At 37.8% G+C, this 23,026-nt stretch carries 22 protein-coding genes; 17 read left to right on the top strand and 5 right to left on the bottom strand.

Translation table 11 applies throughout. The features are described 5' to 3' along the window. Positions 1-2: 2 nt before the first annotated feature. The 3 genes from EPI11_RS15425 (at position 3) to EPI11_RS15415 (ending at position 3,236) form a co-directional block, all read left to right on the top strand. Positions 3-2,255 (top strand): M1 family metallopeptidase, encoded by a 2,253-nt coding sequence (locus tag EPI11_RS15425; RefSeq protein ID WP_128390882.1) that lies wholly within the window; start codon positions 3-5, stop codon positions 2,253-2,255. Positions 2,256-2,362: 107 nt separating this feature from the next. Then, positions 2,363-2,659 carry a Sec-independent protein translocase subunit TatA/TatB gene (locus EPI11_RS15420; RefSeq protein ID WP_128390881.1) on the top strand — a complete coding sequence of 99 codons (297 nt, stop codon included), beginning with the start codon at positions 2,363-2,365 and terminating at the stop codon, positions 2,657-2,659. Position 2,660: 1 nt separating this feature from the next. Next, entirely contained in the window at positions 2,661-3,236 is a 576-nt protein-coding gene (locus EPI11_RS15415) for a phosphatase PAP2 family protein (RefSeq protein WP_128390880.1), read from the top strand. On the opposite strand, the gene EPI11_RS15410 is transcribed toward EPI11_RS15415, so the two are convergent. Beyond that, positions 3,233-3,874 (bottom strand): O-methyltransferase, encoded by a 642-nt coding sequence (locus EPI11_RS15410; protein WP_128390879.1) that lies wholly within the window; start codon positions 3,872-3,874, stop codon positions 3,233-3,235. The genes EPI11_RS15415 and EPI11_RS15410 overlap by 4 nt on opposite strands. Positions 3,875-3,992: 118 nt before the next feature. Here EPI11_RS15410 and EPI11_RS15405 point away from each other — a divergent pair, with 118 nt between their 5' ends. From EPI11_RS15405 to dnaG, 7 genes are all read left to right on the top strand, one after another. Continuing rightward, positions 3,993-5,609, top strand: coding sequence for a T9SS type A sorting domain-containing protein (locus EPI11_RS15405; RefSeq protein ID WP_128390878.1), 1,617 nt, complete (start codon positions 3,993-3,995; stop codon positions 5,607-5,609). Positions 5,610-5,656: 47 nt separating this feature from the next. Beyond that, on the top strand, positions 5,657-6,712 hold the full coding sequence (gene rlmN, locus EPI11_RS15400) for a 23S rRNA (adenine(2503)-C(2))-methyltransferase RlmN (protein WP_128390877.1): 1,056 nt from the start codon (positions 5,657-5,659) through the stop codon (positions 6,710-6,712). Between the two features lie 34 nt (positions 6,713-6,746). Continuing rightward, complete coding sequence (locus EPI11_RS15395) at positions 6,747-7,724, top strand: polyprenyl synthetase family protein (protein WP_128390876.1); 978 nt, start codon at positions 6,747-6,749, stop codon at positions 7,722-7,724. A 326-nt stretch (positions 7,725-8,050) separates the two neighbouring features. Continuing rightward, positions 8,051-8,611 (top strand): RNA polymerase sigma factor, encoded by a 561-nt coding sequence (locus tag EPI11_RS15390; protein ID WP_128390875.1) that lies wholly within the window; start codon positions 8,051-8,053, stop codon positions 8,609-8,611. After that, positions 8,598-9,290, top strand: coding sequence for a hypothetical protein (locus tag EPI11_RS15385; RefSeq protein ID WP_128390874.1), 693 nt, complete (start codon positions 8,598-8,600; stop codon positions 9,288-9,290). Before EPI11_RS15390 ends, EPI11_RS15385 begins: the two co-directional genes overlap by 14 nt. Positions 9,291-9,332: 42 nt before the next feature. Continuing rightward, the gene (locus tag EPI11_RS15380; protein ID WP_128390873.1) at positions 9,333-10,391 is read left to right on the top strand and encodes an ATP synthase subunit B family protein; all 1,059 of its coding nucleotides are present in this window, start codon (positions 9,333-9,335) and stop codon (positions 10,389-10,391) included. A gap of 182 nt (positions 10,392-10,573) precedes the next feature. Next, positions 10,574-12,559, top strand: a complete 1,986-nt coding sequence (dnaG, locus tag EPI11_RS15375; RefSeq protein WP_128390872.1) for a DNA primase — start codon at positions 10,574-10,576, stop codon at positions 12,557-12,559. Between the two features lie 135 nt (positions 12,560-12,694). On the opposite strand, the gene EPI11_RS15370 is transcribed toward dnaG, so the two are convergent. Next, positions 12,695-13,324, bottom strand: a complete 630-nt coding sequence (locus tag EPI11_RS15370) for a LuxR C-terminal-related transcriptional regulator (RefSeq protein ID WP_128390871.1) — start codon at positions 13,322-13,324, stop codon at positions 12,695-12,697. Positions 13,325-13,397: 73 nt separating this feature from the next. After that, a complete protein-coding gene (gene nadE, locus EPI11_RS15365; RefSeq protein WP_128390870.1) occupies positions 13,398-14,204 on the bottom strand; it encodes an NAD(+) synthase in 807 nt (268 codons plus the stop codon). A gap of 84 nt (positions 14,205-14,288) precedes the next feature. Between nadE and gldB the strand changes: the two genes are divergently transcribed. Beyond that, positions 14,289-15,254 carry a gliding motility lipoprotein GldB gene (gene gldB, locus EPI11_RS15360; protein ID WP_128390869.1) on the top strand — a complete coding sequence of 322 codons (966 nt, stop codon included), beginning with the start codon at positions 14,289-14,291 and terminating at the stop codon, positions 15,252-15,254. Continuing rightward, positions 15,254-15,595 carry a gliding motility protein GldC gene (gene gldC / locus EPI11_RS15355; protein WP_128390868.1) on the top strand — a complete coding sequence of 114 codons (342 nt, stop codon included), beginning with the start codon at positions 15,254-15,256 and terminating at the stop codon, positions 15,593-15,595. Before gldB ends, gldC begins: the two co-directional genes overlap by 1 nt. Before the next feature lie 280 nt (positions 15,596-15,875). Here gldC and yihA read toward each other — a convergent pair whose 3' ends face one another. Both yihA and EPI11_RS15345 read right to left on the bottom strand, forming a co-directional pair. Further along, complete coding sequence (gene yihA, locus EPI11_RS15350; RefSeq protein ID WP_128390867.1) at positions 15,876-16,496, bottom strand: ribosome biogenesis GTP-binding protein YihA/YsxC; 621 nt, start codon at positions 16,494-16,496, stop codon at positions 15,876-15,878. A gap of 159 nt (positions 16,497-16,655) precedes the next feature. Continuing rightward, positions 16,656-17,441: an alpha/beta fold hydrolase gene (locus EPI11_RS15345; protein ID WP_128390866.1), complete on the bottom strand. Its 786-nt coding sequence runs from the start codon at positions 17,439-17,441 to the stop codon at positions 16,656-16,658. A gap of 412 nt (positions 17,442-17,853) precedes the next feature. On the opposite strand from EPI11_RS15345, the gene mraZ reads away from it, so the two are divergent. The 5 genes from mraZ to EPI11_RS15320 are packed head-to-tail and all read left to right on the top strand — an operon-like array spanning position 17,854 to position 23,019. After that, positions 17,854-18,324, top strand: a complete 471-nt coding sequence (gene mraZ / locus EPI11_RS15340) for a division/cell wall cluster transcriptional repressor MraZ (RefSeq protein WP_128390865.1) — start codon at positions 17,854-17,856, stop codon at positions 18,322-18,324. Further along, positions 18,311-19,207, top strand: coding sequence for a 16S rRNA (cytosine(1402)-N(4))-methyltransferase RsmH (gene rsmH, locus EPI11_RS15335; RefSeq protein ID WP_128390864.1), 897 nt, complete (start codon positions 18,311-18,313; stop codon positions 19,205-19,207). The genes mraZ and rsmH overlap by 14 nt, the downstream gene beginning before the upstream one ends. 4 nt (positions 19,208-19,211) lie before the next feature. Next, entirely contained in the window at positions 19,212-19,559 is a 348-nt protein-coding gene (locus EPI11_RS15330; protein WP_128390863.1) for an FtsL-like putative cell division protein, read from the top strand. Next, on the top strand, positions 19,550-21,559 hold the full coding sequence (locus EPI11_RS15325) for a penicillin-binding protein (protein WP_128390862.1): 2,010 nt from the start codon (positions 19,550-19,552) through the stop codon (positions 21,557-21,559). Before EPI11_RS15330 ends, EPI11_RS15325 begins: the two co-directional genes overlap by 10 nt. Then, the gene (locus EPI11_RS15320; protein WP_128390861.1) at positions 21,559-23,019 is read left to right on the top strand and encodes a UDP-N-acetylmuramoyl-L-alanyl-D-glutamate--2,6-diaminopimelate ligase; all 1,461 of its coding nucleotides are present in this window, start codon (positions 21,559-21,561) and stop codon (positions 23,017-23,019) included. Before EPI11_RS15325 ends, EPI11_RS15320 begins: the two co-directional genes overlap by 1 nt. Positions 23,020-23,026: the final 7 nt, after the last annotated feature.

Genomic DNA, 23,026 nt, shown 5'->3' with positions numbered 1-23,026 from the left:
TCATGAAAAAATCTTTATACCTATTATCAATACTTGTTTCTGTACAGTTAACAGCGCAGGAAACACCATCGCAAAAGCGTGAACCGGGTCATGGCGATATTAATAAGTTTAGCCAGATGTATGATCTTTTGGCTACGCCAAATATGTTCCGAACGGCTTCGGGGGCACCGGGACCTGCTTACTATCAGCAGCAGGCAGACTATAAGATGGATATTGAACTGGATGATAAAAATACTAAACTGTATGGTAAGGAAACAATTACCTATCATAACAACTCACCCGAAAATTTAGAATATTTGTGGGTGCAGCTGGATCAGAATATAAATACAAAAGATTCTAAATCGAAGCTGGTAGAAAGCCAGAAAATGGATCCCGCATATAAACCGGATGATTTTTCGAGGCGCTTTATGGAAGATAATTTTGCAGGCGGTTTTAATTTAGAGTATGTGCAGGATGCTAATGGTAAGCCGATGAAGTATGTCGTGAATCAAACTATGATGCGTATTGATTTGCCGGCACCTTTAAAATCGGGAGAAAAAATTTCGTTTTCTATAAAATGGTGGTATAATATTAATAATTACCAGGTTGTAGGCGGTCGTTCAGGTTACGAGCATTTTAATAAAGACAATAATAACCTGTATGTAATTGCACAGTTTTACCCAAGGATGGCTGTTTATAATGATGTAGAGGGGTGGCAGAATATGCAGTTTTGGGGCGCAGGTGAGTTTGCCCTTCCTTTTGGAAACTTTGAGGTAAGTATAACGGTGCCTGCCGACCATATTATGGATGGTACAGGAGATTTAACAAACAGGGCTGAGGTGTTAACCGCGGAACAATTAAAGCGTTATCAGCTTGCAGAAAAAACATTCGATAAGCCCGTTGTAATTGTAACACAGGACGAAGCAGAAAAATCGGAAAAAGGATTTTCGGATAAAAAGAAAACGTGGAAATTCAACGCTAAGAATGTAAGGGATTTTGCTTTCTCTACCTCAAGGAAGTTTATTTATGATGCTATGGCAGTGAAACTTTCAGAGAAAACGGTAATGGCAATTTCATTATATCCTAAAGAAGCCAATCCGCTTTGGGGAGAAACATCTACAAAAGTGGTAGCACATACCTTAAAAACCTACTCTAAATATACATTTGATTATCCGTACCCTAAAGCAATATCGGTTTCTGCCGAAGATCAGGGAATGGAATATCCGATGATCTGTTGGAATTATGGGCGCCCTGATGAAAAAGGCTTTGTGAGTGACAGGATTAAATACGGTAATACAAGTGTTATAATTCATGAAGTAGGACACAATTTTTTTCCGATGATCGTGAATTCTGATGAAAGACAGTGGACCTGGATGGACGAAGGCCTTAATACTTTCCTGGAGTATTTAGCAGAACAGGAGTATATGCCAAACTATCCGTCAAGCCGTGGCCCTGCAGCTAAAATTGTTCCTTATATGAGTGGTGACCAGAAATTTTTGGAACCAATAATGACCAACTCTGAAGCGATACATCAATTTGGGGCTAATGCTTATGCTAAGCCTGCCACAGGTCTTAATATACTTCGTGAAGTTATTATGGGCAGGGAACTGTTTGATCATGCTTTTAAAACCTATGCTATGCGATGGAAGTTCAAACATCCAACCCCTGAGGATTTTTTCAGGACTATGGAAGATGCGTCGGCAGTAGATCTTGACTGGTTTTGGAGAGGATGGTTTTATACCACAGATTATGTAGACCTTGGTATCAAAGAAGTGAAACAGTATTATGTTACAGAAAAACAGCCTGAGGAAATGAAAGACCATGCTGTAAAAAAAGGGAGATTTGGCCAGGACAAAGGTCCTTTTGTTTATATGGTAGCAGAGGGGTCTGATAGCAATAAAAAAGAGAAGAAAGCATTGGCAACTGCCGATGTGAAATTGCTGGATAGCTATCTTAAAGAGAAATTCTCTGCAGAGGAAAGAGCGAAATTAAAGTCACCCAAGTATTTTTATGAAGTTACTTTTGATAGGCCGGGAGATATGCTTATGCCTATAATTGTTGAACTTACTTTTGAAGACGGTACTACAGAAATGAATACTTTCCCTGTACAGATTTGGCGTAAAAACAACCAAACGGCATCGCGTGTTTTTGCTACCGAGAAGGCAGTGAAAAAGATCGTGATCGACCCAAAACTGCAAACGGCTGATATTGATGTAACAAACAATACATGGCCAAAAGAAGCGGGTAACTCAAAATTTGATCAGTTTGGAGGATAATTAAATATGCCTATACGTTAAATTAGGATTAAATACGATAAAACCACATCTGGCGATAGATTAAAAACGTAATTATAATTACATTTGCATATTAAAATTTTGAAGTTATGTTTGGAATAGGAGGAGGAGAGTTTTTCGTCATTATACTAATTGTATTGATGCTTTTCGGTTCTGACAAGATACCTGAAATTGCGCGCGGCCTTGGTAAAGGGATGCAGCAGCTTAAGAATGCTACAAACGACATTAAAAGTGAAATTCATAAAAGTGCCGATCTTGATGGCATAAAAAAGACATTTACTGAAATAGGTACTGAAGATATTTCTAAAAATATTACAGGAGAGGTTGATAAAATGAAAGAGAATTTAGACGATATGACAGGGCCAATAAAACGTTTAGATCGATAATATGCTTGAAACACTGCAGCAACTGGACCGGGATTTGTTGGTATATTTAAATTCCCTGGGCTCTGAGACTTTTGACCCTATTTGGAAAGTTATTACAAAACAAATTTACTGGACTCCGGTTTTTTTATTTATAGGTTATCTTGCTTATAAAAAGCTGGGATGGCGCCATACATTACTTATTGTAGGTATGATCGCCCTGTTAGTTGCTTTTACAGATCAGGCTACTAACCTGATCAAGAATACGGTACAGCGACTTCGACCGTGTAATAATCCTGAGATTGCAGATGTTATAAGGGCAGTGGTGAAAAGAAAGTCCTTCAGTTTTGTGTCTGGGCATGCTTCAAATTCAATGGCCTCAGCTTTCTTTTTATTTATGGTACTAAGACGCTACTATAAATATATGGGCTTTATCTTTTTATGGCCTTTAGTATTTGCTTACAGCCGTATTTATCTTGGACTTCACTACCCTGGAGATATTCTGGCAGGTTACTGCCTTGGGCTTTTAACCGGTTTTCTTATCCTTAAATTGTATATCTATTTAAGAAACAGGTATTTTCAAGGAGAGCAGGGCGTTTAAATAACCCTGCTAACCGTTAGACCATCACGAATAGGCAGTAATACTGTCTCTACTCTTGGATCGTCTTTTAAAAGTTTATTGTACTCTAAAAGTATAGGCGTGCTTTTGTCGTTTGGCTTTAGCGGTTCTAATACTTTTCCGCTCCACAATACATTGTCAGATAATATGATACCTCCTTTTTTCATCATAGGTACTACAATGTTAAAATAGGCAATGTAGTTTTCTTTATCGGCATCAATAAAAACAAGATCAAATTTTTTATCCAGTATTGGGATAATCTCGACAGCATCGCCTAAGTGCTGTATTATCTGATTTTTCCAAGGCGAAAGGTCAAAATACTTTCGTTGAAAATCATACAATTCTTCATTAATATCCAGGGTGTCAATAGTACCATTTTCTTTTAATCCTTCAGCAAGGCATAAGGTAGCATAGCCTGTATAAGTGCCTATTTCTAAAATATGCTCAGGATTGATAAGTTTAGAAATCATACTTAAAATCCTTCCCTGAAAATGCCCGCTAAGCATTCTTGGCTGTAATATTTTTTGATGGGTTTCTTTGTGTAGTGCTATTAATAATTCCGGCTCGTCTTCACTATGTAAAGCAGCATAATTTTCCAGCTCTTCAGATATAAAATGCATTGTAATGTTTTTTGCAAAGTTAATAAATATGCTATGATGATAATTATTTAGAATAAATTTAAGCAGTAGGTTTATTTAACATAAAAACTTTTATTTTTACTGTCTTAAAATCAAGATAATGAAGCTTAAAATTACACTCCTTTTTCTTTTGTTTATAAGTATTGGCTACAGCCAGGTAACTAACGAAGGTCAGCCAAAGAGTTGGGAAATAACAGAACTGGCAGATGTAAAGGCTGTTGTTATGCCAAAATTTGATTTAGAAGCACTGCAGAAAGAAGATGCTGCTAATGACAAGCAAAAAGATAAACCATGGCGTTATGGATTTGAGTTTTTAGTAGACAATAATTTGACTAATAGTGGTGTGTGGACCATTTTGCCAAATGGTGATAGAGTGTGGAGAATACACTATGTGTCTAAAGGTGCTAAAACAATAAATTTCCTGTTTAGTGATTATTATATGCCTAAAGGTGCAAATGTGTATTTGTATAATAGTGACAGGTCAGATCTGCTTGGAGCATATGACGCAGGACAGAATAATGATGAGCGTGTTTTAGGTACCTGGATGGTTACCGGTGATGATATATGGATCGAATATTATGAGCCTGCTGCTGTTGCGGGAGCGGGAAAACTGGAAATATTTAAAGTTATTCATGGTTATAGAACAGTAGGTAATTTTGCCAAATCTCCGGATCAAGATCTAAACGTATCTGGTAACTGTAATTATGATGTAAACTGTTCTATGGCAGGTATTGATGACTTAAAAGACATTAATAAAAAATCGGTAGGACTTATTATTGTAAATAACTCGAGCTTTTGTACAGGAGCATTGATAAACAATGTTACTAATGATGGAACACCTTATTTCTTAACGGCAAATCATTGTTATGCCGGTAATTTATCGCAATGGGCATTCCGTTTTAACTGGATAAGCCCTAACCCTGTTTGTGCCCAAAATACTCCAAGTACTACAAATGCGCCTAATTATTACCAAACGTTAAGCGGTGCTGAACTAAAGGCAAAACGAGGCAAAAGTGATTTCCTGTTATTAAAAATAACGGCTGCTATTCCTTCCAACTGGAATATAGTATGGGCTGGCTGGAGCAGAAGCGAAGTTCCGCCTGCATCTACATTTGGTATCCACCACCCGTCGGGTGATATTATGAAAGTATCTAGGGATCTTCAGTCACCAACTATAGATAATAGCGAAGGCCAGTACATGTGGAATATTGAAAGCTGGGATTATGGAGTGACCGAAGGCGGCTCGTCTGGATCACCTCTATTTGATAATAACGGCAGAATAATAGGGCAGCTTTATGGAGGATCATCTGAATGTAACGGACTTAGCGGTAATGGAGGGTTTGATGTTTATGGAAGATTCGGTATATCGTGGGATGAAGGTCCTACTTCTGAAGTCCGACTTAAAAACTGGCTTGATCCGAATAATACAAATGCAATGACGGTAAATTACAGGCTTAATCCTACTGCATCTTTAAAGGATGTAAAACAAGAGTTGGTAACCGTTTATCCTAATCCTTCTGCTGGTATTTTTACAGTAACAATAAGTGCATCGGCACAATACAGTTTGTATGATGTAGTTGGGCATTTGGTAAAAACAGGTGGATTAACATCTGGGGATAATACTATTGACCTTACGGGTACAGCAAACGGTATTTATATTTTAAAAGTAATTGATGCTGGTGGTAAATCAGGTAATTATAAGCTTGTTAAAGAGTAGTTTTAGTGCGAAATAAATAATTAGTAAATAGTTACTACCTTTGCACTATGCAAACGGAGAAGAAAGATATTAGGGCGCTTACAAAAGAGGAGCTGCGCGATTTTTTTATAACAAATGGCGATAAGGCATTTCGGGGCAACCAGGTATACGAATGGTTGTGGAGCAAAAATGCCCATACTTTTGAGGATATGACCAATGTGGCAAAGGCTACAAGGCAAATGCTGGAAGATAATTTTGTTATCAACCACATCCATGTAGACCAAATGCAGCGAAGTACAGATGGTACTGTGAAAAATGCAGTGCGTCTTCATGATGGTTTAGTAGTAGAGTCGGTACTTATACCAACAAAGACACGTACTACAGCCTGTGTATCCAGTCAGGTAGGCTGCAGTTTGGATTGTAACTTTTGTGCTACGGCAAGGCTTAAGCGTATGCGAAACCTTAATCCTGACGAAATTTATGACCAGGTAGCATCTATAGACAGCGAAAGCCGTTTGTATCATAACAGACCATTATCTAACATTGTATTTATGGGGATGGGCGAACCGCTTATGAACTATAATAATGTGCTTAAGGCAATAGATAAGATCACGTCGCCTGAAGGATTGGGTATGTCGCCAAAGCGTATTACCGTTTCTACATCAGGACTTCCTAAGATGATAAAAAAACTTGCTGATGATGAAGTTCGCTTTAAACTGGCAGTTTCATTACATTCGGGTATAGACGAAGTTCGTTCTAAGATTATGCCTTTTAGTTCAAATTTTCCGTTGGCAGATCTTCGTGAATCATTAGAATACTGGTATAGTAAAACTAAAAGCCGTGTTACGTATGAGTATGTGGTTTGGAAAGATATAAATGACCGTAAAGAAGATATTGATGCTTTAGTAAAGTTTTGCAGGTATGTTCCATGTAAAGTTAACCTTATAGAATATAACCCAATTGATGATGGCGAGTTTCAGCAGGCAGACCAGGAAACAATTGATGCATATATAAGAGCTTTAGAAAGGAATGACATCGTAGTAAAAGTGCGCCGCAGCCGAGGTAAGGATATTGATGCTGCCTGTGGACAGCTTGCTAACAAAAACGAAACAGTAAACCCATAAGCCTTACAAAACTATTTGCTATATTTGAGCCGCAATGAAGATTACAGAGCAGATTAAGCAGCCCATCATGGAAGAAATGGAACTTTTCGAGAAAAAGTTCCACGAGTCTATGTCTTCAAAAGTGGCATTGCTTAACCGAATTACCTATTATATAGTTAACCGAAAAGGTAAACAAATGCGTCCTATGTTTGTTTTTCTTACCGCTAAAATGGTAAGTGAAGGCATGGTGAACGAACGTACCTATAGAGGAGCATCTGTAATAGAACTTATCCATACAGCTACGCTGGTACATGATGATGTTGTAGATGACAGTAACAGGCGCAGAGGATTTTTCTCAATTAATGCATTGTGGAAAAACAAGATTGCTGTACTGGTAGGTGATTACTTATTATCTAAAGGACTTTTATTATCTATAGATAATGGTGACTTTGATCTTTTAAGAATCATATCGGTTGCTGTTAGGGAAATGAGTGAAGGTGAACTGCTGCAAATTGAAAAAGCACGCAGGCTGGATATTACCGAAGATATTTACTATGAAATTATACGCCAAAAGACAGCGACGCTAATTGCGGCATGCTGCTCGCTTGGTGCATGCTCTGTTGATCCCGAAGGAGGGCATACTGAGAAAATGAGAAAGTTTGGAGAACTAATAGGTATGGCTTTCCAGATAAAGGATGACCTTTTTGATTATACAGATGATGCTATTGGTAAGCCTACCGGAATAGATATCAAAGAACAAAAGATGACGCTTCCTCTTATTTATACACTTAATAACTGTACTAAAGAAGAAAAGAAGTGGATAATCAATTCGGTTAAAAATCATAATAAAGATAAAAAGCGCGTTAAAGAGGTTATTGCTTTTGTAAAGAAAAGTAAAGGACTGGATTATGCTGAGCAGCGAATGTCTCAATTTAGAGAAGAAGCACTATTGCTTTTAGCAGATTATCCTTCTTCCATCTATAAAGATGCTTTAGTACTTATGGTGAATTATGTTATTGAAAGAAAGATATAATTATCTAATAGCACTTGAAGTGAGAGTTTTACCTCTTAAAAATATAAAAACAACCCAAAAAGTTGTTTCTTTTAAAAGACTGCTTCAATAGAGCAGTCTTTTTTTGTAAAATTTATTTCAATATTTTAGACTGATTATCAGTTAGTTATTTTTTAATGTCATTATATTTGAAAATATTTTACACTACCGTGCAACCCTTTTTAAGGTTGGCTCGTCTATGCTAATAGAAGTCGGTTAGTAATTGACAAATTGTGCAGCACCAATCGAATTTTAGTTTTCCTGATAATGTTTTAGGAGACTATTAATAAACCAAACAACCAAACGCTTTGAAAGTAATAGCCTTACATCAGGAAGAGAGAGAGATTATTGCACTGGCAGTTGATAACAATCGGCATGCACAGCAGAAGATCTACTCCAAGCATGCGCCAAAGATGCTGAGCATCTGCAGGCAGTATGTTAAAGATGTACAGCAGGCAGAAGACATAATGATAACTGCTTTCATGAAAGTATTTACAAACCTTAAAGCATTTGAGCATAAGGGGAGTTTTGAAGGTTGGGTGAGAAGAATAATGGTGAACGAATGTATCTCTTTTTTGAGAGTTCAAAAAAAGGTGAGTTTTCTGGAAGATGAGTTTTTTGTAGAAGACACCTTTAATAATATAGAAAGTCATTTCTCGGTTGAAGACATACAGTCGCTAATAGACAGTTTACCGGATGGATATAAAATGGTGTTTAACCTTTATGCGATAGAAGGATTTAAACATCAGGAGATAGCAAAGATGCTGGGGATTAATGAAGGTACATCAAAATCGCAATTATCGCATGCAAGGAAGATGTTGAAGGAGCAGATTAACAAATTAAAGAATTACGACAATGGAACCGAATAAATTAGAAAAGGATTTTAAAAAGAAGCTGGAGCAAAGAACCATTCAGCCCACTGAGATGGCATGGGATAGGCTTGATGCGATGCTTTCGGTTACTGAGAAGAAAAAACCAAACAGGACATGGATGTATATGGTAGCGAGTTTTTTAGTATTCCTGCTGGTTGGATCATTGTTCTTAAAGCAGGAGAAAGAAAATAACGGTAACGGAATTATAAAAACAGAAGATGCTGTTGTAACTGTAGATCACCCTGTAGAAGCTCAAATTGAACAAGAAGATAATCAGGTTACTGTTCCGGAAATAAAAAATCAGGACGTAATAACTGCTCCGGTAAGAAATCAAAAAGCAGTAGCGGCTACAACTACTAAAAGAGTAAATGCTGCCACAAACGGAAAAGCTGTAACGATACAAAATACAGTTGTTGTAAACAAGGAGGCGCTTGCAGTAACAGATAAAAAAGAACCTACAGTTTTACTCCCGGCTGCCGAAACACAAAACCTAATCGCAGCAGCTACAAACCAGACAGCGGGTAAAAGTAAATCTACAGTAAAAGTAGACCCTAATTCACTACTGTCATCTGTAGAAGGCGAACTTACAGACAGCTATAGAAGCAAAACATTTCAGGGTGTGGTTAAAAACTTTAATGCAGTTAAAACCGCTGTAGCCAACAGGAATTACGAATAAACCATCAATCAAAAACAAATAACAATTTAATTCATCAGAAACATGAAAACAGTAACTTTTTATGTAGTGGGATTACTATGCCTGCTCGCAACTAAACTATCTGCTCAGGAAACAGAAACTTTCGAACAAAGAGCGAGAACTATTTCAAAAACTATTGAGACCATAACAAAGAAGCAAAAGGACTCCCTTAAAGTTGAAGTGGAGGCTATAAATGCACAATTGGAAAGAAACGAAATATCATCTGCAGATGCAGCAGCTAAAAAACAACAGCTTGCCGAAATGCGTGCCAAGAAAATTGAAACGGGAGTAGCTGTTGAAGAACAAAAACTTTCTGATTTGGTTAAAGATAAGGTAAACGGTAAAATTGTTAGCAATCCAAGGAGATCCAGATTTTCTATTAACTTTGAAAAAGATAATGAAGACGAAGCAGATACAACCAAGGTAAAGATTAAAACTTTTGAGTATAAAAGAACAACATCTCAGTTTGTGCTTGCTTTTGGTATAAACCGCCTGGTAGCCGATGATAAAATAGATCATGCTAACTTTAAAGACCGTTCTGAGTTTTATGAGTGGGGTGTAACCTGGAATACAAGATTGTTTAAAAACAACAATTTACTACATATAAAATACGGACTGTCTTTGCAGTACAACAATCTTAGGGCAGATAACAATAAGATATTTGCTGTAGATGGTAATAAAACAGGTCTTGTAGATTCTGGTCTTGATCTGGATGTTTCCCGTTTTCGTTATGTAAACCTTGTAGTTCCGGTTCATTTTGAACTTGACTTTACTAAAAAGAGAATGAATGGCGAAAAAGTTTATTTCCCTACGCATCAGAGCTTCCGTGTTGGATTTGGGGGATATACAGGATTTAATGTAAAAGAAAAACAAATTGTAAAATATGCAGATGCCAGCGGTAATGATGTAAAAGCTAAAACCAAAGGTGATTTTAATGTAAACGATTTTGTATATGGTGTAAGTGCTTACATAGGCTACGGACAAACAAGCTTGTATGCTAAATATGATTTGCAGACTATTTTTAGTAACAATGATATTGATCAGAATAACTTATCGCTTGGTGTAAGATTTGATTTCAATTAAAAAAGTAAAGGTTAGTTTTGTACTTTGATAAAAGAGGGTGCTTCTATAAGAAGCATCCTCTTTTTGTTTTAAGGCTATCGCGATAATTGTAATGAGAACTTGAATACTGTTGATGTATTAAATTCTTTATCCAGTTAAAAACTTTGTAACTTTGCTTCTCAAATTTTTCACCCCAATACGTCTTGATATCTAAAAGTTCCATAGATACTGTTTTTGAAACTGCTCGTGTAGAGGAGGTAATTGGCGATTTTGTCAATTTAAAAAAATCAGGTACAAATTATAAAGGACTAAGTCCTTTTAGTAACGAAAGGTCGCCGTCATTTATGGTGTCGCCTGTTAAACAGATATGGAAGGATTTTAGCTCAGGAAAAGGAGGTAATGCTGTTGCATTCTTAATGGAACACGAGCATTTTACTTATCCTGAAGCTATTCGCTACCTAGCGAAAAAATACAACATAGAACTCGAAGAAACAGAGCAGACCGAAGGAGACAGGGAGCAGGCTAACGAAAAGGAAAGCATGTACCTGGTTTCGGAATTTGCTCAGAAATATTTTCACAATACTCTTTTAAACGCTGATGAAGGTCGTGCTATTGGATACTCTTATTTTAAGGAACGTGGCTTTACGGGTGATACAATTAAGAAATTTGGGTTAGGCTATTCCCCTGAAGAATGGGATGCTTTTACAAAAGAAGGATTGGGTAAAGGCTATAAGTTGGAGTATTTAGAAAAAACAGGTCTTACTATTGTTAGAGAAGACGGTAGGCACGTAGATCGTTTTCGCGGACGTGTAATGTTCCCTATACAAAGTATGTCCGGCCGGGTGCTGGGTTTTGGAGGGCGAATACTTACTAATGATAAAAAAGCTGCTAAATACCTGAACTCACCAGAGAGCGATATTTATCATAAGAGTAAAGTGCTGTATGGTATTTACCATGCCAAGCAGGCAATTGCTAAACAGGATAATTGCTTTTTAGTAGAAGGATATACCGATGTTATTCAGTTTCATCAGGCAGGTATAGAGAATACGGTTTCATCATCGGGTACGGCTTTAACGCCCGACCAGATTCGACTGATAAGCAGGCTTACTAAAAACATTACAGTTCTGTTTGATGGTGATGCTGCCGGATTAAGGGCATCCATTCGTGGTATCGACCTTATACTTGAAGAAGGGATGAATGTAAAAGTATGTGCTTTCCCGGATGGAGAAGACCCGGATAGCTTTGCTAAGAAAACACCTTATGATGAGCTGGTAGCTTATTTAGCTAACAATGCAAAAGACTTTATACAGTTTAAGGCCTCCTTATTGATGGATGATGCCAAGAACGACCCGGTTAAAAAAGCCGGACTTATCAGGGATATGGTTACCAGTATCTCTAAAATACCGGATAGGATACAGCGCGAAATTTATACGCAGGAATGCGCGCGTATCATGGATATATCTGAGCAGGTGCTTTCAAGCGAGTTGGCCCAGCTTATTCAAAAGGATGTTACCAATGCCGGTAAAAAAATGAAAGAAGAGCAAAAGGCAAATACGATGCGTCCGGTTCAGGATGATGTTATGCCTGGTGAGCAGCAAAAGATAAATATTCTTGAGGGTCTTGAACGAAAGATCATTGAGATACTGTTGCTTTACGGAGGTACCGAACAGGATTTTGAAGATGTTTATATTAAATATGATGAGTATGGTAAAGAATATGAACATACCGAACAAAAAACATGTAAGGTATATGAGCGTATATATCTTAATCTGCAGGAGGATGAAATAGAATTTACAAATCCGTTATTTAAAGATTTATATAAAAGTATTGTTGATCACTATCTTATAAATCAAACATTGGTTATCGATACGTTTTTAAACGGCCTTTCGCCGCAGCTGCAACAGGAAGCTACGGATATTTATATGGAAGACGAGAGGTATTCTCTTAATGCCTGGGAGGAAAAAAAACAGATTCCGGTTAAAGAAAAAATAGTAACCGCTGCAGGTTACACTAATGAACACATTATAGACCTACGCTGGTTGCTGCTTGGAAGGCTTATACAGGATTTAAAAATGCAGGTGAGCCCAGAGGCTAATAATATGGAGATTCTAATTGCTGTAAACGACTACAATACATTAGTTAATTACCTGTCAAGGAAAATAAACAGGCTCAGGAGCCAATTCTTTTAATAGATTTTAAAAATAAAAAACGTCCTGGTAGTAGCAAGACGTTTTTTTAATGTACCGGTTTAAGCGTACTTATCCAGGTACTATGTGGTAATGTAGTAGATTATTTTATTTGATCTTCTGGGGGTTTATAGAAGACTAAACAATGTCAAGCGTTTTCGCTTTATTTACCAGATCCACAAGATTAGTTACGTGTAATTTAGTAAGTAATCGTAATTTGTAAGTGCTGATTGTTTTCTCATTAAGATCAAGCAATTTTGCAATTTCCTTGTTTTTCTTGCCTTCACTAAGGTAACGAAGCACCTCAATTTCTCTTGAAGACAGTTTTCTGTACAGTCGTTCGGATTTTTTACCTTTATTAAGTAAAGCAAGATTTTTCTTAACGGCTTCGCTAAAAACAACTTCGCCTTCATTTACTTTTTTAATGGCATTTTCCAGTTCTTCCATTTTAGCGCTCTTGTGCACGTAGGCCGAAACACCCGCTTTCAATGCATTTGGAGCATAGATTTGCTCTGCAAGGTTGGTAAAGATAATTACCTTGGTTTCAGGGAAATCCTTTACCAAAGATTTTACCGAGCTAATGCTGGTAAGACCCTCAAGCTCCAGGTCAATTACGGCAACATCAACTGATTTTTTGCCCAGTGTTTCGAGCAGGCTGTCCAGGTTGTTGACCACACCGGCGAAGCTTATTTGCGGATTTTCGCTAAAGTACGACTTCATCCCATAGTGTACGACAGGATGGTTATCCGCGAGGCATAGTTTGATCATAATTAAGATTTTTTTGTTTTGACAATAGTAAAGTTAAGTATTTAAATCTTAAAGTATTGTGAATGAAGGAATTTTATTTCAAATTCATGGGAATTTCACATACAGGTATAGGATTCATCTTGTGTTGATTGATGATATTCAGTCGTTTATAGATTTCAAATACTTCTTTTTCTCTTCCGGAAAAATCGTTATGAGTCTTTCCTTTTTCTAATTCCAGCATGGCCCATTCCAATTCGTCGTAACTTGCGCCAAGTTGGTCTTCATCACTTCGGTCATCACCAAAAAGTCCGTCCGTAGGCTTTGCAGTAAGGATTGTATTAGTTATGCCGAGGTATTTTGCCAGTTCTCTTACTTCAGATTTCATCAGGTCGGCAATAGGGCTTAAATCGACCCCGCCATCGCCATATTTTGTAAAAAAACCTACTCCAAAATCTTCAACTTTATTACCAGTTCCGGCTACTAAAGCACTGTGGATTCCTGCAAAATAGTACAGCGTGGTCATTCGTAATCTTGCGCGGGTATTTGCTAATGTTAGTGCTAAAAGGTGAGGATTTTCTGTTTCGGGTACCTGCTTTTTAAAACCTTCAAAAACCGGAGTAAGATCGGCTTCTACGGAAGATACATTGTCAAATTTTCCACACAAATATTTGATGTGTTCACGGCCTCGGCTTACATGGCTTTCGGCCTGGTGAATAGGCATTTCTACGCAAAGCGTAGGGAATCCTGTTTGTGCACAAAGTGTTGAGGTAAGCGCAGAGTCTATACCACCCGATATTCCCACAACAAAACCTTTTACTTTTGCGTTTTCAGCATAGGTTCGAAGCCAGTTTACAATGTGTTTATTTATAGCTTCGGCTTTAAAAGAGGAGTTGGTAGGCATAATTGTTCGTTAATTAGGGGTGAGTACGTATATTTGCGCTAAAATTAAAAAACATAAATTAGAATTTATTAATAAAACCAAAAAATGAAGAAATCCATTTTTATTCTTGCGCTTATAGTATCTATCGTTTCCTGTAAGAAGGATAATGAAGCAGATGCTAAAATTGCAGAAGTGCCTTTGCCTAAAATAAAAATTGAACGTTTTGATGATATCTTTTATGATAGCAAACCTGAAGAACTGGCTACAGTTAAAAAACAGTATCCTTATTTTTTCCCGGCAGGTAATGAAGATGCTGTTTGGGTAGCAAAAATAAAAGATCCGTTATTGCAGGAACTGCACAAAGAGGTAGATAAAAAATTTCCTAACACAGATGCTTTAGAGCAGGATCTTGCTGCTTTATTTCAGCGTACCAAATATTATTTCCCGGAAACTAATACACCAAGGGTGGTAACATTACTATCTGAAATGGATTATGCGAACAGGGTTATTTATGCCGATACGCTAATGCTTATCTCACTTGACCTTTATTTGGGTAAAGACCATAAGTTTTATGTAGATTTTCCTAAATACCAAAGACAGGAATTTGAGGCTCCGCAGATATTACCAAATGCTGTTTCATCTTTTTCTGCCGATAAAATTGCACCGCCTCGCGACAGGTCGCTATTGGGACTTATGATCTATTATGGTAAAGAATTGTATTTAAAAGATTTGCTTATTCCCGATGTTCCGGACAATGAGAAAATAGCATATACTGACAAACAACTTGCATGGGCACAAGCAAATGAGTCTGAAATATGGCGTTATTTTGTAGATAAAAAATTACTGTTTGACACCGATCCTAAACTGGCAGGGCGTTTTATAAACCCGGCACCTTTTTCTAAATTCTACCTTGAGCTTGATAACGAGTCACCCGGAAGAATAGGGCAGTGGTTAGGCTGGCAGATCGTAAAGGCATACGCCGAAAATAATAAAAACATACCTTTGCAGCAGCTTTTGGCAACTGATGCCAAAACGATTTTTGATAATTCTAAATACAAACCGAAGAAGTAATGTCTAATACTATTTTAAAATCAGAGATAAACATTGTCGTGGAACTGGATGAAAACCGTGTTCCTGAAAAATTAATATGGACTGCCCGTGACGGTGGTGTGGTAAACGAAGAATCTAAAGCGGTTATGCTGTCTGTATGGGATAGTAAAGCGCAGGAGAGTATGCGAATTGATCTTTGGACAAAAGACATGCCTGTAGATGAAATGAAGGTTTTTTATCACCAAACACTGGTTTCAATGTCTGAAACTTTTGAACGTGCAACGGGAGACAAAAAAATGAGCGAGACCATGAAAGATTTTTGTGATTATTTCGCAGAAAAACTTGAGATCAAGAAGAAATAAAAAAAGCGGCTTAATGCCGCTTTTTTTATGGTATATAATATTCCATTTTTAGTACTATTCTTTAAGTGGAATATTTTTTATAAAGAATGCCTTAAAAATAAGGGGCTCAGAGAATTTTTAATTCATGGTGTTCCACTTTGTGTATATTTTGGTGTGAAAGAAGTGGAACATTAGAATTAGCAATCTATAAAATAAAAATTCCTCTCTTCTGTTAAAAAGTACGTTTGTACAATTTTGATGGAAGAGAGGAATTTTTAAACTGGGTTTATTTACCCGACTATTATATGAAACTGTTATTTTTAAAAACAGTTTGGTTTACTTCGTCAATATAGCCAAGTAACTGTTCGCGACCTGTACTCTCTGTCGCCGAAGTTACAAAGTGTGGCGGCATCTCTGCCCAGTTGTTTGCTAAAAGTTTTTGGCGGTAGGCAGCAACGTGCTGATCTACCTTACCACGGCTTATTTTATCTGCTTTGGTAAACACGATACAAAAAGGTACTTCGGTCTCGCCAAGGTAAGTAATAAATTCAAGGTCTATTTTTTGCGCCTCAAGACGAATGTCTATCAGTACAAAAGCACAAACCAATTGTTCACGCTGTTCAAAATAATCCATGATAAAAGCCTGGAACGTTTGTTTGGTCTGCTTCGATACACGGGCATAACCATAACCAGGTAAATCGACAAGGAACCAGTTCTCATTGATTTTGAAATGATTTATAAGCTGGGTCTTTCCAGGACGTCCTGATGTTTTAGCAAGGCTTTTTCGATCGGTAAGCATATTTATCAGTGACGACTTGCCTACGTTAGATCTGCCGATGAATGCATATTCTGGTAATGGCTCTCTTGGGCATTTGCTCACATCGGAATTGCTTATTACGAATTCGGCAGTATTGATTTTCATTTTGCTGGGTATTATGGGTTTGATGGCTGTTGCCTCTAAGCGGCAAAGTTACTCTAAATTTTTTAGCCACGAATTACACTCATTATACAAATCCGCATGAGCTTAATTTGTGTTTGGTGTAATTCGTGGCCAACTATGTTGTTTTGTCTAATGCCGGAATTAATCTTCTGTTAAAAGGTGGTGGGCTACATCCAGCTTTTTAAGCCATTCGTGCATAAGCCTGTTAAACTCATCAGGATGTTCCATCATAGCAGCATGTCCGCATTTGTCAATCCATGAAAGGCTTGAGTTAGGTAGTAGTTTGTGGAATTCTTCGGCTACATCCGGTGGTGTTACGTTGTCGTTTCTTCCCCAGATGATGCAGGTAGGGACGTGCATTTTTGGCAGGTCTTTAGCCATATTATGGCGAATCGCACTTTTAGCGATCGTTAAGGTCTTGATCAGTTTTATGCGGTCATTTGCCATTGCATAAACTTCTTCAACGATTTCAGGAGTTGCAATTGCAGGATCATAGAATACGTCCTGTGCTTTTTTCTGAATATAATCACGATCACCTCTTCTTGGGTAGCTGTCGCCCATGGCACTTTCATAAAGTCCGGAACTTCCGGTTATGATAAGTCCAAGCATTTTTTCAGGGTACATTTTTGTGTGGTATAAAGCGATGTGTCCGCCTAATGAATTACCAAGTAATATTACCCGGTCAAAACCTTTATAAGTAATAAAATCTTTTACCCACTTAGCAAAAGCCTTTACGTTTGTCTTTAATATACTCTGTGTGTAGATTGGTAGCTCTGGGATAACTATTTTGTAACCATGTTGTGGGAAGTAATTTGCCACACCATCAAAATTGCTTAATCCTCCCATGAGGCCGTGTAAAATAATTATTGGGGTGCCTTCTCCGGCTTCAAAATAACTGTATTTGCCTTCTTTTGTTGTGCTGTGCATGTTGGGTTCTAAACAATTTCAAATTAACACAAATATATGGTTTTAAACTTTAAAAATTATTTTACTGTATAATATTTGGGTTAATTTTTAACCTTTGCCGCCCTTTTGTAAGCCTTGGGAGATATTAACAAACTGCTGTGTTATTTAAATCTTAAATAGTATATGAGCTTTCCTCCCTTCTTTTTTTGAGATAATGTAGTGAAGATGTTAAGATGTCTTAAAAATTTACAGTTTTTCTATCAATTTTTTTCAAGATGTGTATTATCACTAATGTTTAACGCTTTACGGGTTTAAAGCGCAATTTTTTAAGAGTGGTAGGAAAGTGCAAAACTTATCAACAAAGTGGTATAAAGTGGTACAAAGTGGTAAAATATATCTATATTTGCTTTAAAATCAATTCAAACCTAACTACTTGAATACCATTATAGGGACATACGAATGTAAGGTGGATACAAAGGGGAGGCTCATGCTGCCTGCTCCTTTGAAGAAGCAGTTGTCCCAAGAGGTCAACCAAGGCTTCGTGCTTAAACGTTCGGTTTTTCAGCCCTGTCTTGAGTTGTATCCAATGAATGAATGGAATGTAATGATGCAGAAGATAAATAAGCTGAACCGCTTTGTGAAAAAGAACAATGATTTTATCAGAAGGTTCACGGCGGGGGTTAAAATAATAGAAATTGATGCTACCGGCAGGCTGCTTATACCAAAAGATCTTGTGGTCTTTGCTGGGATTGATAAAGATATAGTGTTATCGTCGGCGGTGAATATCGTTGAGATATGGGATAAAGACAAGTACGAAAAGTCAATTGATGATTCGGTAATGGATTTTGCAGACCTGGCGGAAGATGTAATGGGTAATTTAAACGACGAAGATGGAATATCATAATCCGGTTTTATTGAAAGAAACGGTTGACGGACTTAACATAAAGCCTGATGGTGTATATGTAGATGTAACCTTTGGTGGTGGCGGGCATTCCCGTGAAATCCTTAAAAGGCTTGGTCCTGATGGAAGATTATTTGGTTTTGACCAGGATGAAGATGCGCAGGCAAATATTCTTGATGATGCGCGTTTTACGCTGATTCCTGAGAACTTCAGGTTCATTAAAAGATTCCTTCGTTTTCATAATGTAAAAGAAGTAGACGGTATACTGGCAGATCTTGGTGTGTCATCACACCAGTTTGATGTGGCAGAAAGGGGTTTTTCTACCCGCTTTGAAGCAGAGCTGGATATGAGGATGAGCAAAAAGAACGAGCTGAATGCCTTTATAGTGGTGAACGATTATGAAGAAGCAGATCTGAAAAGAGTGTTTTGGGATTATGGCGAACTTAAAAATGGTGGTGCATTAGCGCATACTATTGTAGAGGCAAGAAAAATTGAGCCGATTAAAAACTCTGAACAGCTTAAAAAGGTGTTGGGTCGTTTTTTACCTGCACATAAAAGCAATAAGATACTGGCTCAGATCTATCAGGCGATTCGTATTGAGGTAAATCAGGAGATGGATGTGCTTAAAGAATTTTTAGAGCAGTCATTAGAATTATTAAAACCGGAAGGAAGGCTTAGTGTGATATCATATCACTCGCTGGAGGACAGGCTGGTTAAACGTTTTGTACGTAACGGTATGTTTGAAGGTGAACCTGAGCGTGATTTCTTTGGGAATTTCTCAGTTCCATTTAAGATTATCGAGAAGCTTATCGTCCCTACCGATGAAGAAATAAACGTGAACAACAGGGCAAGAAGTGCAAAACTGCGCGTAGCAGAAAAAAAATAAAAAGATGAAAGGCGGAGTATACGGATTATTAAAAGCAAAATATCTTGTAGATCAAGGGTCTATGAAAAACTGGCGCTTTATCGTATTTCTTATACTTATTTCTATCATAATGATTGCGAACTCTCATAACTATGAGCAGAAGATCTTTAGGATAAGCGCGCTGGAAACTGAGGTTAAAGAGCTGCGGTCGCAATTTGTAGACAGGCGCTCAGAGTTAATGGAACTCAAAATGGAATCTACGATTTCAAAAAAGATGGAAGAACGGGAAATATTTCCTTCTCCGGTTCCGCCAAAAAAGATAAGAGTTGTAAAAGAAGATGAAAAAGGGTTCTTTAAAAAATTATGGCAGTAAACGACGATAAAAAAATCTCTTACAGGATGTACCTGGTAGCCTTCGCAATTTTTGTGATGGCTATACTTATTACTGTAAAGCTCGCTAATATACAGTGGGTAGAGGGAGATTATTACCGTCAGCTGGCTAAAGACCGCACGGTTAGGGATTTTACTATTCCGGCAAACAGAGGTAATGTATATTCTGCCGATGGAAGCCTTTTGGCAACATCCATACCTAATTATAAGATTCGATTTGATGCCTTAGCGCCTAAATCGGAAGATTTTAATAAATACCTGGAGCCGCTTGCCGATTCGCTTGCGGTAATGTTTAATAAGCCGTCAGAGCATTATTACTCTGAACTTAAAAAAGCAAGAGCCAAAAAGAATAGGTATTATTTAGTAGCTAAAGGGTTGAGCTTTACAGAATATATGCGTATTAAAAGTTTTCCGCTGTTTAATCTTGGTGCTTATAAAGGCGGGATTATAACCGAACAGAAAACAATACGCGAGCATCCTATTGGTAAGATCGCAAAAAGAACCATTGGGTATGATGAAATAGATCATGCCGGATTGGATAAAGCTGTAGGTATAGAAGGGGCATTTGCAAAATACCTTAATGGTAAAGATGGCCGCCGCCTTATGCAGAAAATCGCTAAAAACCAATGGAAGCCTATTAGTGATAATAATGAAATAGAACCTGTAGATGGCTATGATATTGTTTCTACAATAGATGTTTACATACAGGATATTGCACACCATGCACTACTTAAACAATTAGAGTTTTATGAGGCAGATCACGGTTGTGTGGTGGTAATGGAAACCAAAACGGGCTATGTAAAAGCGATCTCTAATTTAGGCCGTGCAACAGATGGATCGTATTATGAAACAGTAAACTATGCAGTGGGTGAATCGCAGGAACCGGGTTCTACTTTTAAACTTGCGGGATTAATATCACTGCTTGAAGATAAAAAGGTAGATACCAGTAAAGTGTACGATAGCAGGGGTGGTGAGATCACTTATTCGAATAGAAAAGTGCGTGACTCTAAAAGAGGTGGTTATGGCAAAATAACCCTGGCACGTGGTTTTGAGCTTTCGTCGAATACCGTAATGGTTCAGGCAGTTTACGATAATTATAAAAATAACCCACAACAGTTTGTAGATCACCTGAATGCTTTTGGTCTTAATAAAAAACTGGGTGTTTCTATAAAAGGTGAAGGTGTTCCAAGAATACCACAAACTACCGATAAGTCATGGTCTAAGATATCATTGCCGTGGATGGGATTTGGGTATGGAGTGTCGTTAACACCATTGCAAACATTAGCCTTGTATAATGCAGTAGCTAATAATGGAGAATTGGTAAGGCCGTTGTTTGTAAAAGAAATTAAAGAGTGGGATAAGACCATTAAGAAGTTTGACAAAGAGGTTATTAACCCTAAGATATGTTCGCAGGCTACTATAGACAAAGTGAAAGCGGTATTGGCAAATGTGGTTAAAAAGGGTACGGGTTCAAAACTGTATTCACCTAATTTTTCTATGGCGGGCAAGACAGGTACGGCTCAGGTAAACTACGGTAAAGGTAAAAGTCACGATGATGGTATGTATTACTCATCATCATTTGCGGGTTATTTCCCTGCCGATAAACCGGAGTATTCCTGTATCGTTATTATCTATAAGCCGTCTATAAATAAAGGATATTATGGAGCCGATGTATCGGGGCCGGTATTTAAAAGGATAGCGCAAAAAATATATACCGATGTGCCTTCTACCAACAGGGTGAAGAAACTGGATAAGCAGATAAAAAAACAGGAGCAGCTGTATGCCGCTTACTATGATAAAGAAGCAGTTTCTAAAGATGTTGTTCCTAATATAGTAGGCATGAGTGGTATGGATGCTGTTGCCCTGCTTGGTAACATGGGACTTAAGGTTCAGGTTATAGGCATGGGAAAAGTGAAAAAACAGTCCCTTAAACCGGGGCAGGCAATTAGTAAAGATCAAACCATAATATTGGAATTATCGTGATGGTTTTAAGAGACATATTATATAGGACATCTATTGAAGCTGTAAAGGGTTCAACAGATATTAATATTGCGAAAATAGAATTCGACTCGCGTCTTGTAGGTAAAGGCGATGCCTTTGTTGCAATACGTGGTACGCAAAGTGACGGACACGATTTTATAGAAAAAGCAATTAGCCTTGGCGCTGTTGCTGTAGTATGTGAAACACTGCCTGAACTGCTTATAGATGGGGTGACTTATGTAGAAGCAAAAAGTGCCAGTGCGGCACTGGCTCACATGGCGGCTAACTATTACGGCAATCCATCGCATAATATTAAACTGGTAGGTATTACAGGTACTAACGGTAAAACGACAATAGCATCGCTATTGTATCAGATGTTTAAGAACGCAGGGTATAAAACAGGACTGCTTTCTACGGTAAAGATAATGGTAGACGATACTGAGTATAAGGCAACACATACTACACCCGATTCGCTTACCATAAACAAGTACCTGAAGGAGATGGAAGAGATAGGCTGTGAGTACTGCTTTATGGAAGTAAGTTCTCATGGTATCCACCAAAACAGAACGGCAGGATTAGAGTTTGCAGGAGGAGTGTTTACAAATTTATCGCACGACCATCTGGATTACCACAGCAATTTTGCAGAGTACAGGGATGTTAAGAAAAGGTTCTTTGACGAATTGCCTAAAACGGCTTTTGGAATAGTGAACGTAGATGATAAGAATGGCTTGATAATGCTTCAGAATACAATGGCTAAAAAGCTTACGTATGCACTAAAAACTTATGCCGATTATAAAGCTCAGATACTGGAAAACCAACTATCAGGACTATTGCTTAAGATCAATGAGCAGGAAGTTTGGGTAAAACTTATAGGAACATTCAATGCTTATAACCTGCTGGCTATCTATGCTACGGCTGTAAACCTTGGGCTGGAAAGCCAGGAAGTATTACGACTGATGAGTGAGTTGGAAAGTGTATCAGGAAGATTTCAGTTCATAGTATCAGAAACTAAAGTAACGGCAATTGTTGATTATGCCCATACACCTGATGCTCTGGAAAATGTGCTAAGTACAATTGAAAGCATCCGTACAAGGAATGAGCAGCTTATCACAGTTGTAGGTTGCGGTGGCGACAGGGACAGGACAAAACGTCCGGTTATGGCGCACATAGCTTCGTCTATGAGTACTATGGCAATTTTTACTTCAGATAATCCAAGAACAGAGATTCCTGAGGATATTATTGAAGACATGGAAAAAGGTGTAGAACCTCAGAATTATAAAAAAACACTGGCAGTGGTAGACAGGAGACAGGCTATAAAAATTGCCTGCCAGCTGGCAAGACCAAATGATATTATTCTTATAGCCGGAAAAGGCCATGAGACCTACCAGGAAATTAAAGGCGTGCGTTACGACTTTGATGATATGGAAACAGTAAAAGAAATTTTAGCACAATTAAATAAATAGACGGAGC

Origin of the sequence: Flavobacterium cerinum (genome assembly GCF_004028155.1) — a bacterium.
Taxonomy (GTDB): domain Bacteria; phylum Bacteroidota; class Bacteroidia; order Flavobacteriales; family Flavobacteriaceae; genus Flavobacterium; species Flavobacterium cerinum.
The sequence above is the reverse complement of the archived record's forward strand: the minus strand, read 5'-3'. Positions and strand labels throughout refer to the sequence as shown.

Bases quoted from the DNA above. Each gene is read 5' to 3' on its own strand.
- EPI11_RS15425 (WP_128390882.1), top strand. From the start codon at position 3: ATGAAAAAATCTTTATACCTATTATCAATACTTGTTTCTGTACAGTTA.
- EPI11_RS15420 (WP_128390881.1), top strand. From the start codon at position 2,363: ATGTTTGGAATAGGAGGAGGAGAGTTTTTCGTCATTATACTAATTGTA.
- EPI11_RS15415 (WP_128390880.1), top strand. From the start codon at position 2,661: ATGCTTGAAACACTGCAGCAACTGGACCGGGATTTGTTGGTATATTTA.
- EPI11_RS15410 (WP_128390879.1), bottom strand. From the start codon at position 3,874: ATGCATTTTATATCTGAAGAGCTGGAAAATTATGCTGCTTTACATAGT.
- EPI11_RS15405 (WP_128390878.1), top strand. From the start codon at position 3,993: ATGAAGCTTAAAATTACACTCCTTTTTCTTTTGTTTATAAGTATTGGC.
- rlmN (WP_128390877.1), top strand. From the start codon at position 5,657: ATGCAAACGGAGAAGAAAGATATTAGGGCGCTTACAAAAGAGGAGCTG.
- EPI11_RS15395 (WP_128390876.1), top strand. From the start codon at position 6,747: ATGAAGATTACAGAGCAGATTAAGCAGCCCATCATGGAAGAAATGGAA.
- EPI11_RS15385 (WP_128390874.1), top strand. From the start codon at position 8,598: ATGGAACCGAATAAATTAGAAAAGGATTTTAAAAAGAAGCTGGAGCAA.
- EPI11_RS15380 (WP_128390873.1), top strand. From the start codon at position 9,333: ATGAAAACAGTAACTTTTTATGTAGTGGGATTACTATGCCTGCTCGCA.
- EPI11_RS15370 (WP_128390871.1), bottom strand. From the start codon at position 13,324: ATGATCAAACTATGCCTCGCGGATAACCATCCTGTCGTACACTATGGG.
- nadE (WP_128390870.1), bottom strand. From the start codon at position 14,204: ATGCCTACCAACTCCTCTTTTAAAGCCGAAGCTATAAATAAACACATT.
- gldB (WP_128390869.1), top strand. From the start codon at position 14,289: ATGAAGAAATCCATTTTTATTCTTGCGCTTATAGTATCTATCGTTTCC.
- gldC (WP_128390868.1), top strand. From the start codon at position 15,254: ATGTCTAATACTATTTTAAAATCAGAGATAAACATTGTCGTGGAACTG.
- yihA (WP_128390867.1), bottom strand. From the start codon at position 16,496: ATGAAAATCAATACTGCCGAATTCGTAATAAGCAATTCCGATGTGAGC.
- EPI11_RS15345 (WP_128390866.1), bottom strand. From the start codon at position 17,441: ATGCACAGCACAACAAAAGAAGGCAAATACAGTTATTTTGAAGCCGGA.
- rsmH (WP_128390864.1), top strand. From the start codon at position 18,311: ATGGAATATCATAATCCGGTTTTATTGAAAGAAACGGTTGACGGACTT.
- EPI11_RS15330 (WP_128390863.1), top strand. From the start codon at position 19,212: ATGAAAGGCGGAGTATACGGATTATTAAAAGCAAAATATCTTGTAGAT.
- EPI11_RS15325 (WP_128390862.1), top strand. From the start codon at position 19,550: ATGGCAGTAAACGACGATAAAAAAATCTCTTACAGGATGTACCTGGTA.
- EPI11_RS15320 (WP_128390861.1), top strand. From the start codon at position 21,559: ATGGTTTTAAGAGACATATTATATAGGACATCTATTGAAGCTGTAAAG.